At 58.8% G+C, this 12,690-nt stretch carries 9 protein-coding genes; 3 read left to right on the forward strand and 6 right to left on the reverse strand.

All coding sequences use genetic code 11. From position 1 onward, the window contains the following. Positions 1–140: 140 nt before the first annotated feature. From ASC74_RS11605 to ASC74_RS11615, 3 genes are all read right to left on the reverse strand, one after another. Positions 141–1,988, reverse strand: a complete 1,848-nt coding sequence (locus ASC74_RS11605) for an amidohydrolase (protein WP_056741494.1) — start codon at positions 1,986–1,988, stop codon at positions 141–143. 307 nt (positions 1,989–2,295) lie between these two features. Further along, positions 2,296–2,610, reverse strand: a complete 315-nt coding sequence (locus ASC74_RS11610) for an SCP2 sterol-binding domain-containing protein (protein ID WP_008154977.1) — start codon at positions 2,608–2,610, stop codon at positions 2,296–2,298. A 64-nt stretch (positions 2,611–2,674) separates the two neighbouring features. Further along, complete coding sequence (locus ASC74_RS11615) at positions 2,675–3,385, reverse strand: histidine phosphatase family protein (RefSeq protein WP_056741495.1); 711 nt, start codon at positions 3,383–3,385, stop codon at positions 2,675–2,677. Positions 3,386–3,589: 204 nt separating this feature from the next. Between ASC74_RS11615 and sohB the strand changes: the two genes are divergently transcribed. Together sohB and ASC74_RS11625 are read left to right on the forward strand one after the other, a co-directional pair. After that, positions 3,590–4,612, forward strand: a complete 1,023-nt coding sequence (sohB, locus tag ASC74_RS11620; RefSeq protein ID WP_056741496.1) for a protease SohB — start codon at positions 3,590–3,592, stop codon at positions 4,610–4,612. Positions 4,613–4,810: 198 nt separating this feature from the next. After that, positions 4,811–8,611 (forward strand): dermonecrotic toxin domain-containing protein, encoded by a 3,801-nt coding sequence (locus ASC74_RS11625; RefSeq protein WP_056741497.1) that lies wholly within the window; start codon positions 4,811–4,813, stop codon positions 8,609–8,611. A 52-nt stretch (positions 8,612–8,663) separates the two neighbouring features. Here the strand turns inward: ASC74_RS11625 and ASC74_RS11630 are convergent, their stop codons facing one another. Further along, positions 8,664–9,158 carry a DUF934 domain-containing protein gene (locus ASC74_RS11630; protein ID WP_038982933.1) on the reverse strand — a complete coding sequence of 165 codons (495 nt, stop codon included), beginning with the start codon at positions 9,156–9,158 and terminating at the stop codon, positions 8,664–8,666. Beyond that, the gene (locus ASC74_RS11635) at positions 9,142–10,800 is read right to left on the reverse strand and encodes a nitrite/sulfite reductase (protein ID WP_056741498.1); all 1,659 of its coding nucleotides are present in this window, start codon (positions 10,798–10,800) and stop codon (positions 9,142–9,144) included. The genes ASC74_RS11630 and ASC74_RS11635 overlap by 17 nt, the downstream gene beginning before the upstream one ends. Positions 10,801–11,323: 523 nt before the next feature. Between ASC74_RS11635 and ASC74_RS11640 the strand changes: the two genes are divergently transcribed. After that, positions 11,324–12,397: an ABC transporter substrate-binding protein gene (locus tag ASC74_RS11640; protein ID WP_056741499.1), complete on the forward strand. Its 1,074-nt coding sequence runs from the start codon at positions 11,324–11,326 to the stop codon at positions 12,395–12,397. Here the strand turns inward: ASC74_RS11640 and ASC74_RS11645 are convergent. Then, positions 12,394–12,612, reverse strand: a complete 219-nt coding sequence (locus ASC74_RS11645; RefSeq protein ID WP_056741500.1) for a DUF2970 domain-containing protein — start codon at positions 12,610–12,612, stop codon at positions 12,394–12,396. The two genes, ASC74_RS11640 and ASC74_RS11645, sit on opposite strands and share 4 nt — an antisense overlap. Between the last annotated feature and the right edge of the window lie 78 nt (positions 12,613–12,690).

The following is a 12,690-nucleotide window of genomic DNA, read 5'->3' on the forward strand; positions in this document are numbered from 1 at the left end:
AACTCACTCGAATAAGATTTACGCATATCCAGACACCTCAGATTTGGGCGCCATCATAGCGCCCGATTGAAGTGTCCAAAATCATTAGGCCAGTTCAGCTTGCTCCCACATTTGATTATCGCCGTCTGGGAGCGCTTCGTTCAAAACGCAAAACACGAGCAGCCAAACGCTCCCCAGAATCCCTGAAAGTCGCTGACCGGCGCCGACGACAATCGCGCCCGTTCATGGCTATGGGCATGCACCGCGCAAGCCCCGACACATTGATGAACCTGCGCCGTCAGCGGCGCCAGGGGTTTCCAATGACCTGGTACTTTGGCGACTGGCGACCATTCAGGCACCACGGGGACGGGAGGCGGCCCGAGTTTTTCAAACTCGACGCTGCCGTAGACGATCTTGCCGTCGACGATGGTCAGGACCGATTCGATCCATTTGACCGCTTCATCCTCGATGTGGAAGTAGTCCGCCGACAGCGCTATCAAGTCCGCCAGTTGCCCGACCTTGATCTGGCCTTTTTTGCCTTGCTCGGAGGAAAACCAGGCGCTGCCGTGGGTAAAGAGTTCCAGCGCGGTATCGCGGCTCAAGCCTTGCGGGTACAGCGCCAGACCACCGACGGTGCGGCCGCTGATCAGCCAGTACAGCGAAGTCCAGGGGTTGTAGCTGGAGACGCGCGTGGCATCGGTGCCAGCGCCGACCGGAATGCCTTCGGCCAGCATACGAGCAATGGGCGGCGTGGCTTCGGCGGCCTTGGCACCGTAACGGTCGACGAAGTATTCGCCCTGGAATGCCATGCGGTCCTGGATCGCGATGCCGCCACCCAAGGCTTTGACCCGTTCGATGTTCTGCGGGGTGATGGTTTCCGCGTGGTCGAAGAACCACGGCAAACCGTCGAACGGAATGTCACGATTGACCTTCTCGAACACGTCGAGCATGCGGCTGATGGATTCGTTGTACGTGGCGTGCAGACGGAACGGCCAGCGCTGTTCCACCAAATGGCGGACCACCGGCTCCAGCTCCTGCTCCATGGTTTGCGGCAAGTCTGGGCGGGGCTCGAGGAAGTCTTCGAAGTCGGCCGCCGAGAACACCAGCATTTCCCCGGCACCGTTGTGCCGTAGAAAATCGTCGCCCTGACCGTAGTGGGAGGTGCTGGTCCAGTTTTTGAAGTCGGTCAGTTCTTCCTTGGGTTTCTGCGTGAACAGGTTGTAGGCAATGCGCACCGTGAGCTGCTGGTCTTTGGCCAGTTGCTGGATGACTTGATAGTCGTCCGGATAATTCTGGTAACCGCCGCCGGCGTCGATGGCGCTGGTGACACCCAGGCGATTGAGTTCGCGCATGAATTGACGGGTGGAGTTGACCTGGTATTCCAGCGGCAGTTTCGGCCCCTTGGCCAGGGTTGAGTAAAGAATCATCGCGTTGGGGCGGGCGATCAGCATGCCCGTCGGGTCGCCATTGGCATCGCGCTGGATTTCGCCACCCGGCGGGTTCGGCGTGTCACGGGTATAGCCGACCACTTTCAATGCTGCGCGGTTGAGCAGGGCACGGTCGTAGAGGTGCAGGACGAACACCGGGGTATCCGGCGCGGCCTTGTTCAGTTCATCAATCGTCGGCAGGCGTTTTTCGGCGAACTGGAACTCGTTCCAGCCACCGACCACCCGCACCCATTGCGGCGTGGGCGTACGGTCCGCCTGATCCTTGAGCATACGCAGCGCGTCGACCAGTGAAGGGACGCCTTCCCAGCGCAATTCGAGGTTGTAGTTGAGGCCACCACGGATCAGGTGCAGGTGCGAGTCGTTAAGGCCCGGAATCACCGTGCGGCCGTGCAGGTCGATAATTTGTGTGCCGGGGCCTTGCAGGGCCATGGCCTGGGCATCGCTGCCGACCACCACGAAGTGTCCGTCCTTGATCGCGACGGCGCTGGCTTGGGGTTTTTTGCGGTCGACGGTGTGCAGGCGTCCGTTGTACAGAATGAGGTCGGCGGGGGCGTCGGGCATGGTTTTACTCCCTGCGATTAACGGGCTGATCCAGGCACCGACGGCGCCTGCCGAAAGGCCTTGCAGTACACGTCGGCGGTTAAATCCGTCGTGGTCGTCAGGTGGGCTCATGGGCAGTGCTCCGCGCAATGGCTCTTGATAAAAAAGCGAGGGCAAACAGCCGATGTCTGACGCATGCGGCCAGAAGGAATATAGACGGCAAATCCACAGGTAGCCGTTTTCCAATGGCGAAAAACGACGAATCCCGCCACGAGGGGCGGGATTCGTTTGCAGCCAGACGTGCTCCCGAAGGTCGGGAGCGGCGCGCTTAGGCCGGGAACAGCTCGGACAGTTTCATGGCCAGCATCATGTCGCCTTCAGCGCGCAGTTTGCCGCCCATGAAGGCTTGCATGCCGTCGGTTTCGCCGCTGACGATGCCTTCCAGGGTTTCGCCGTCCATGACCAGAGTCACCTGGGCGTCCGGGTTTTCGCCTTCCTGGAGCTCGCAGGTGCTGTCCTTGACGATCAGCGAGAAGTTCTTGGTGTCGTCGATGCGGAAACCGAATACCAGGTCCAGACCGGCAGCAGCGGCTGGGTTGAACTTGGCTTTCATTGCTTGTACGGCATCAGCTACGGAGGTCATGGTTCGATCCTTTCTTGGGTAATTAGAGCTGGGTGAATACAGCCAGGGTCACAATAGTCCGGACTCAGCGAAACGTGATGAGTTCCGGGGTCTTCAACAGTTGCAGGTGCGCATGACTGTTGAAAGAAGACAGAGCCACCTCGCGACCGCGAAACTTCAGCAGGTTGAGCGAGGTGTTGACGATTTGCCAGTTCAGTTCAAACGCCTGCTTTGCCGGCATTTGCGTAATGAGGTGGAGCAGGGCCGTGATAGTGCCGCCGGAGGTGAACACGGCGATTTTCTGGGTGTTGTCGGCGCTTTCGAGGATTCGCTGCAGACCGGCTTGCACCCGTTCGACAAACCCCAGCCAGCTTTCCAGGCCCGGTGTGTCATAGGTGCCGGCGAGCCAGCGTTCAATGATCAGGGCGAAGATTCGCTGGAATTCACCGCGGTTTTGCGCGGCATTGCGCAGGATGTGCAGCGCTTCGGGTTCGTCCGGTAACATGGCCGGCAGCAGCGCGCGGATCACCGCGTCGGCGTCGAACTCATTGAAAGCGCAATCGATCTCCAGGACGGGAACCGGCAGGCCTGCCGCAGCGAACTGTTCCAGTGCGCTGTTGGCCGTGTGCTGCTGGCGGCGCAGATCGCCCGAGAGGCAGCGATCGAAGCTGATACCCAGCTCGGCGAGGTGCTGGCCGAGGACTTCTGCCTGGCGAATACCGGTCGGCGACAGGACGTCATAGTCGTCTGCACCAAAGGAGGCCTGGCCATGTCGAATCAAATAGATACTGCCCACGTCCGCTTCATCCCGCTACGTTGAAGGTTCGGCGAGGTTATGAGGATGAAGGTGGGCTGTCAATGAAAAAACATACGCTTGTTTGAAATGCCCGTTACAGGCGTGTTGCCAGAGGTTTCACGGCTGGCCGCCGAGGCGGCGCATGGGTATGCTGGAGGTATCCCGCGCGCGTTTTTTGCAGCGCATCGTATTAAAGGAGTCCCTGTGGAGTTTTTTGCCGAGTACGCAGTTTTTCTGGCTAAGACCGTGACACTGGTGATCGCCATTCTGGTGGTCCTGGCCAGTTTCGCGGCATTGCGCAGCAAAGGTCGGCGCAAGTCGGTCGGCCAGTTGCAAGTCAGCAAACTCAATGATTTCTACAAAGGGCTGCGCGAACGCCTGGAGCAAACCTTGCTCGACAAGGACCAGCTCAAGTCCTTGCGAAAGGTCGAAGCTAAAACCGAGAAAAAGCAAAAGAAGAAAACCGAGGCCAAGCCACGGGTGTTTGTGCTCGATTTCGACGGCGACATCAAGGCGTCGGCCACTGAAAGCCTGCGCCATGAAATCACCGCGCTGCTGACCCTCGCCACGCCCAAGGATGAAGTGGTGCTGCGTCTGGAAAGCGGCGGCGGCATGGTTCACAGCTATGGCCTGGCGTCCTCGCAACTGGCGCGTATCCGTGATGCCGGAGTGCCGTTGACCGTGTGCATCGACAAGGTCGCGGCCAGCGGCGGCTACATGATGGCGTGCATCGGCGAGAAGATCATCAGCGCGCCGTTCGCGATCCTCGGCTCGATTGGCGTCGTGGCCCAGTTGCCTAACGTCAACCGCCTGCTGAAAAAGCACGACATCGACTTCGAAGTGCTGACTGCCGGCGAGTACAAGCGCACCCTGACGGTGTTTGGCGAAAACACCGAGAAGGGCCGCGAGAAGTTCCAGGAAGACCTGGACATCACTCACCAGTTGTTCAAGAACTTCGTTTCCCGCTATCGCCCGCAATTGGCCATCGACGAAGTGGCCACCGGTGAAATCTGGCTCGGTGTCGCGGCGCTGGACAAGCAACTGGTGGATGAACTCAAGACCAGCGATGAATACCTCGCCGAACGTGCGAAGAAGTCCGAGCTGTACCACTTGCACTACGCCGAACGTAAAAGCTTGCAGGAGCGCATCGGCATGGCGGCCAGCGGCTCGGTCGATCGTGTGTTGCTGAGCTGGTGGAGCCGATTGACCCAGCAACGCTTCTGGTAATACTCAAAAAGCATCATCGTCAAAAAAATGAAACCGTGGATACCTCCCCGGTTTCATTTTTTTTGCGGGTTTTAAGTCCATCCATTTTCCTTACGGCGTTTGCGAATTTTCCTGAGGTCATTGTCGATCGCTCCCGCTTCCGGTTGATCCGTGGTCAGTTAGGGTGGTGTTCCTGAAGTGCTTGCAATGGAATGCACCATGACCGACTACCCTCACAAAGACGACAATGCACCGACCTTTCCCGGCATGCGCGAAGAGCTGAAGTCCGCTGTGGATGCCACGCTGCCGCAGACTCCCGGCCAGTTTGGCGAACACCTGATCAAGCAAAAGTGGGGTCAAGACATTGACCCGACGACAGCGCAGTTGGTGACGCTCGATTACGACTACGCCGGGCGTTCTGCGCAGAACGGCGTCCATCAGGGGCGGGTGGCGAGTTCCATGTCCCTGGTGCAGGTGCTGATTGGCAATTATCAAACCGTGGGTGACGGACGCTTCGGCGAAACAGTGTTTGGCTTGTACACGCCACCCGATGTCGGGCCGCCCATCGTTGTTACGGAACACGTAGATGAGTTGGTCGAGCCCGGTAACGATTTTCACTATTTCTACGAAGGCATTTATCGCCGAACCGTTCCGCAGCGCTACGGACCGCAGACTCAGATCGCCGTGAGGCCCGCCGACTTCAAGAAATGGGTCTGGGAGCTGGACCTCCAGGACCGTTATCAGGCTTACCTCGATCAAGCCTGGCCATCGGATGAAGTGATCGTCGCCCCTAGACCCCATGCGCTGAAAACCTCGGCCAAAGCGGCCTTCGTCATGGCCGCTTTGCTGCAGCGGCATGAGAACAGTCTGACCCCAAAGGGGAGCGAGCTGGCCATGCAGGCGGCAGGGCTGCCGTCGGATCAGGCATGGGCAACGCTGACGATCGAACAACTGCAGGCGCCCACCAGGGTGCCCGCGATGCTCAAGACGGGACGCCTGAAGCTTTATCGCTACACCTCGAAAGACATCTGGGGCTACCGTGACCCCGCCGGCAGGATTCTGTTGTACATCCCCGGCAACTCTTCGCCCTTGCACCTGTTTGACGATTCCCGGCAATTGCATCAATGGGTTGTGAAGCAGGGCAGGCGTGACGATACAAAACAGGCCTTGGCCGCCCACTTCGCCGAGGACGATCGCAAGGACGGCACTTTCCATGCCGGTGTGTTGACGGCGCTGGATGGCATGGCGGTCTACCCGAAGGTACACAGGCTGAGGAAAGAGGCGGGGTTCTTCAACGATGACGGTCTTTGGGAGCCGGCCGGATACATCGGTTTCGATGAATCGCCATCAGGCATCGATCCATTTGCCCAGCTGGTTCTGACCATGAAGGTGGCCTCCCGGGCCAGTGTCAAAACCATTCGTGACGATGCGCAGGTCAACCGGGACAACTTGAGTGCCGTCGTCGAACCGGTCGTGCAGTGGATCAACCGTTTCGGTCCGTTGGCGTTGTTCGTGCCCGGTGGTGAAGGATTGCTGGTGCTGGCCGGTATCATCGACGCCGGGTATGGCCTTGATCAGGCCGTCAACGGCGCAACATCGAGTGATCGAGCGTCGGGCGTGACCCGCACGGTGTTTGGCTTGCTCAATGCGCTGCCGCTGGCAGGTGCAGGCGCGGCGCTCAAGGTTGAAGCTACCGAGGCCGGTGCCATTGCCGAGAGAGTGCACGAACCTGGCGTAGCACCGAGGGAGGAGGTTGCCAGGCCGACGCCGTATCAGGCCGTTGCCCCGACTCCCGGACTATCGAACCTGACACTGCCGACCCGCGTAGAACTTCTGCGCGGAATCGGCCCGTCGGTGGCGTCTTTCAGCGATGAAATGCTGGTGCAGATCGGCAAGGTCAGTACAGTCGATGACGACATGCTGCGACTGATGCAGGCCGGGCGCCCGCCGACGCCTTTGCTGGCCGATACGATCAGCCGTTTCAGGATTGATCAGGAACTCGGGCAAACTACCGTGGCACAGGGCGAGCGAGTCGAACGGTTCAACAGCCGTTACGAAGCGCTTCAGCGCTCGGAACATGAATGGGGCCGGTTGTTTCAGCGTCAATACCCCGGCCTGCCCAAAAGCGCTATTGAGCAGATGCTCGACCGCTATGGCGTGGACATCCAGAGTCCACCCGACGCGGTTCAGGTCCGGCAAGCGTTCAACCGTCTCGACAGCAAGGCCCGCCAGTATCAACAACATGTGCGGCTCAATCGTGCCTATGAAGGCTTGTACCTTCGGTCGGTGGTTAGCCCGGAGTCGGACACACTGGCCCTGCATTCCCTCAAAAATCTCCCCGGATGGCCAAAAAGCCTTCGAATTGAGGTGCACGACAGTTCCCTCGCAAGCCGGGTTCTGGACCGTAGCGGTGCGTTTGACGCTATCGATGTTCGACGGTTGATCAAGGTGGGAAACCGTTACCAGAGTCGCGATGTGCCAGCGGGCTTTTATGAGGCAGTGCTTGAAGTCTTGACCGAAGACGAACGCTCGGCGCTGCAACTTTCATCGCTCGATCCGGCCCGCGAGTTGCGGCTGAAAGTCGGCGAGCGGGCAATGCCTCGATCCGAACTCGTGCTCGGTCTGGGCAGGATGGATTTCGGTCTGCTCTTTGAGGCGCAAGGGCTACGCGGCGGCGGCTTCCCCGGTACGCCACAGGGCGAAGGGTTGACGCACGAGATGATGAGGTTGCAGCTCAAGGAGATCTATCCGGATTTCTCGAACGCTGAAGCCGATGAACTGTTACAGCGTGCCGGTGGCAATGCTCAGGTACACATCGATCAGATGAAGCAACAGTTTCAGCAACTCAATACTGATTTGAGCAGTTGGATAGATCAGAGCGCAAATGACGTCAACGCTATGGACCTTCCCTTTATTGCCTTGGGGGATGCCGCGGCGCAGGGGTTGAGTCCTGCACAAATCGCGGCCTATAACGTCCAGCTAATCATGGAGGAGATGCAGGACGAACGGGCGCTCAGGACCGAACTGGCCGACGAGCTGGTTCGCATTTGGCAAAAGCGCGGAGGGGCTCCACGTACTACGTTGGATATGACCTTTGAAAACTATCACCGATTACCGGTGTTGAATGTCAGGTTGGACGATGTAACCGAACTATTGATGCGAGGCTTCCACCTGACCGAGGAGGACAGTCTGAACGGGTTTCTCGAGAACTTTCCAAACCTCGAGGCCTTGAATCTGGACAGTGTGGACTTGCGTCATTTCTTCGTGGGCGGCGACGCGGGTCGCTCTTTACCGCCGGCAATCAGCCAATTGAAACACCTTTCCTCACTAAACCTGCGAGCCACACAGCTGGTTTTCAGTGAAAGCGCCGCGTCCCAACTGCGTGACCTGACCCGTTTACAATCGCTGGACTTGAGTGACAACCCGCTGGGCGTACCGCCGCTGGTGTTGGGCATGAACGATTTGCGTCAGCTCAACCTGAGAAATACGCAGATCAGCCGGTGCCCGATCGGTATCAAGGATGAGCCCTATCTGACTATTCTGGATTTACGTGATAACCGTATAAGCCGGGTTCCACCAGCGGTCATGAATCAGGCTGTCGCTGACGACCGCGTGCTTTTATGGGGAAATCCGCTGACGGACGAAGACACGCTTCGCCGGCTTGTCAGTCATCGCGAGGAAACGGGAATCAATGTATGGCTTGACGCCCCCGGAGCCGACTATGGTTCGCCGATGGTGTGGCTGCGAGATTGCGAGGAAGCGTTGCAACAATCCCGGCAAGCGCTTTGGCAGCGATTGGCAGGCAAACCTTCCGGTACGCGATTTTTAGACGTAATAAACAGGCTGAGTCTGACGGCCGATTTTAAGGTGAGTTATCTGTCGCTACAGGCGCGAGTCTGGCGACTGTTGCACGAGGCCGATACTTCGGAGGAAATGTGGACTCGATTGAGTCGCAGCAGCGGGCGGTATGATCATCCGATGGCAGCTTTTGGGGCGTTGGAGGATCGTGTCAATCTGTAACTCAGCGAGGAAGGAGCCTTGAGCCCGGAAAACCGGGCTCAAGGCTGGACGATCAACGACGACGGAACAGCGGCAGCGGTTCGTCGGTGGCGGCCTGATAGGTCACCGAGAAGTCCTTGAGACCTTCAAGGGCTTCATACGGGTCTTTATCGGCACGGATCGCAAAGGCGTCGAAACCGCAGCGGTGCAGGTAGAACAGCTGGTCGCGCAGCACATCGCCAATCGCCCGCAATTCGCCTTTGAAACCGTAACGGTCACGTAGCAGGCGGGCGTTGGAGTAGTTGCGGCCATCAGTGAAGGCGGGGAAATTCAGGGCGATGACCTGGAAATTTTCCACGTCGTCACCGATTTCTTCCGCTTCTTCATCGGCATCCAGCCATACGCCCAAGCCGCCATCGCGGGCCTTGAGCATGCGGCTGTGTTCGCGCCACAGCTGCAACGGGACGATCAGGTCGTCGCAGTTGCTGATCTCGTCGATGTTGAAGTCCTTGGGCAGCAAGTGCCAGGTTTCGTCGACGACTTCGTTGTTCTTAATTATTCGCTGCATAGACGCGCTCCTTGAAGAGGTCGATGCCAATACGCTGATAGGTGTCGATGAAACGCTCGTCTTCGGTACGTTGTTCGATGTACACGTCGATCAGCTTTTCGATCACGTCAGGCATGGCTTCCTGGGCGAAAGACGGGCCGAGGATCTTGCCCAGGCTGGCGTCACGGCTGGCGCTGCCACCCAGGGACACCTGGTAGAACTCTTCGCCTTTCTTGTCCACCCCGAGGATGCCGATGTGGCCGACGTGGTGGTGACCACAGGCGTTCATGCAGCCGGAGATGTTCAGGTCCAGTTCGCCGATATCGAACAGGTAATCCAGGTCTTCGAAGCGACGCTGGATCGACTCGGCGATCGGGATCGACTTGGCGTTGGCCAGGGAGCAGAAGTCGCCGCCCGGGCAGCAGATGATGTCGGTCAGCAAGCCGATGTTCGGCGTGGCGAAACCCTGCTCACGCAACTCGCCCCACATCGCGAACAACTGACTTTGTTCAACGTCGGCCAGAATGATGTTCTGCTCGTGGGACGTGCGCAGCTGGCCGAAGCTGTAACGATCGGCCAGGTCGGCAACGGCATCGAGTTGCTTGTCGGTGATGTCGCCCGGTGCAACACCGGTCGGCTTCAGGGACAGGGTCACGGCCACATAGCCCGGCTTTTTGTGAGCCAGGGTATTGCGGGTGCGCCAGCGTGCGAAGCCCGGGTGTTCTTTATCGAGTTCGGCCAACGCCAGGGTCTGGTTGTCCAGAGCCTTGTACTCCGGATCAACGAAGTGTTTGGCGACGCGATGCACTTCGGCGTCGGTCAGCGTGGTCTGGCCACCGCGAAGGTGCTCCATTTCCGCATCGACTTTTTGCGCGAAGACTTCAGGTGTCAGGGCCTTGACCAGGATCTTGATCCGCGCCTTGTACTTGTTGTCACGACGGCCGTAGCGGTTGTAGACCCGCAGGATGGCGTCGAGGTAGCTCAACAGGTCTTGCCACGGCAGGAATTCATTGATGAACGCGCCCACCACCGGGGTACGGCCGAGACCGCCACCCACCAGCACGCGGAAGCCCAGCTCACCTGCGGCGTTGTGCACCGGCTCAAGGCCGATGTCATGGACTTCGATGGCCGCACGGTCGGACGTCGAACCGTTGATGGCGATCTTGAACTTGCGCGGCAAGTAAGCGAATTCAGGGTGGAACGTAGTCCATTGGCGGACGATCTCGCACCATGGGCGCGGATCGATCAGCTCATCGGCAGCGACACCGGCGAACTGGTCGGTGGTGACGTTGCGCAAGCAGTTGCCGCTGGTCTGGATCGCGTGCATCTGCACGGTCGCCAGTTCGGCAAGGATGTCCGGGATGTCTTCCAGCGCCGGCCAGTTGAACTGTACGTTCTGCCGGGTGCTGATGTGGGCATAGCCCTTGTCGAAATCACGGGCAATCCTGGCCATCATTCGCGTCTGGCGCGAAGTCAGTTGGCCGTAAGGCACCGCCACCCGCAACATCGGCGCGAAGCGCTGGATATAAAGGCCATTTTGCAGGCGCAGGGGGCGGAATTCTTCTTCGCTCAGCTCGCCTGCCAGATAGCGTCGGGTCTGATCACGGAACTGCTTGACGCGGTCCTCGATGATCCGCTGATCGTACTCGTCGTATACGTACATATAAGTCCTGTTCTCAGGCTTGGGCCGGTCGGATCCAGTTGCGTTTTTCGCTTGGAAGTCTCCGATACTGCCTCGGCAATTCTGCGCGCACGGCCGCGCACTCCCAACGGAGCCGGGGCAAGATACCAGTTTGCAGTTATGCGCAAAAGTGATGTTTGAGTATATGTAAAGAACCAAAACGACTAATGAGATCCAATGAGGTAAAACCCACATTTGTGGTGCGGGCAATCATCGTCTTAACTGTGCTCGAGTCTTTATGCAATCACCGATAAAACCGACAAGAGGCGATGCAATGAGCAACCCTACCAAAACGTCAAAACCCGATAGCACAGTCGATGCTTGGGCCATTCTGTTCCTGATCATCCTGGTCGTGAGCACTGCGGTATTTTGGGTCAGCCATCAATAACCGACCCCGTCCGGGCTCCATTCCGACGATTGTCGGACAATAACCGGAATAAACGCCGTTTTCCGGGACTTCGCTGGCTATAATGCGCGGCGAATTGCCGGGGGGCTCGGACGATCCATGTTGAAGTTTTTCTACTCATTCCTGCTGATGTGCGGCGCGGTTTATGGACCCGGTGCGCGCGCGGAATCAGTGCTGTTCCTGAATCCCGGAGCCACTCAGGAAGCCTTCTGGGTCAGTTACTCGCAATTCATGCAGGCGGCAGCCACGGATCTGGGCATTGATCTGCGAATTCTCTATTCCCGACGCATGCCAGAGCTCACGCTGGCGCAAGCCCGCCTGGCGCTGCAAGGCCCTGATCGTCCGGACTATCTGGTTTTCGTCAACGAACAGTACGTCGCTCCGCAGATCATTCGCCTGGCCCAGGGCAGCGGGGTGAAGCTGTTCATGGTCAACGCGTCCCTGACAGCCAACCAAATGAGCCTGCTGGGCGAGCGCCCTGAGCGCTTGGGCAGCCTGGTGCCCAACGACGAGGAGGGTGGCTACCTGATGCTTAAGGAGCTGATTCGCCAGCATCCGCCCGTGGAGGCCGGTCAGGTCATCGAGTTGCTGGCGTTTTCCGGCTTGAAGATCACCCCTTCGGCGCAACTGCGCGAGCAAGGCATGATGCGGGCCTTGGCCGAACACCCGGAAGTGCGCTTGCGACAGCTGGTTTACAGCGGCTGGACCCGGGAGCGGGCCTATGAACAGGCCAAACTGCTGTTCAAGCGTTACCCGAAGGTCTCGCTGGTGTGGTCAGCCAATGACGAAATGGCGTTTGGCGCCATGCAGGCGTATTCGGAGACGGGTGGGATACCCGGCAAGGATGCGTTGTTCAGTGCGGTCAACACCTCGCCGGCAGCGTTACAGGCGACGGTCGACGGACGCATCAGCGTGCTGCTGGGCGGGCACTTCACATTGGGTGGCTGGGCGCTGGTGGAATTGCATGATCTTGAGCAGGGCGTGGATCTCACCCATTACGGCGGCCGAGACCGGCGAATCCCGTTGTTGCAACTGATCGACAAGGCACAGGCCAGGCGATTGCTGGCCATGGGGGAATCACCGGATTACGGTGTGAACTTCCGCCGTCTTTCAGCCAAGGGCCGGCCGACGTCGTATCGCTATCCGTTCAGTCTGCAAACCTTGATGCGCTAAACCCCGGCCAGGTGCACCACCAGTTGCACGATGCCATACAGCGTCAACGCGAACACCGCGGTGAACAAAATCCCCAGAATCACGAAATGACTGGGCTTGCCGTGAGTGAAGTCCCGGGCCCGGTTCTTTCCGCTCTGCACCCCGAACGCCGCCGCCATGACGCTTTGCAGCATCTGCCAGAAAGTGGGCGGCTTGTTGTTGGCTGGATCGTCCATAAACCCCTCGTCTCCTGTTTGAGTAAGACAAGCATAGACAACCCACGGAAAGAAGATCGCCCCCGGCGCTACCCGGTA

Source organism: Pseudomonas sp. Root329, assembly GCF_001424925.1.
GTDB classification, from domain to species: Bacteria; Pseudomonadota; Gammaproteobacteria; order Pseudomonadales; family Pseudomonadaceae; genus Aquipseudomonas; species Aquipseudomonas arabinosi.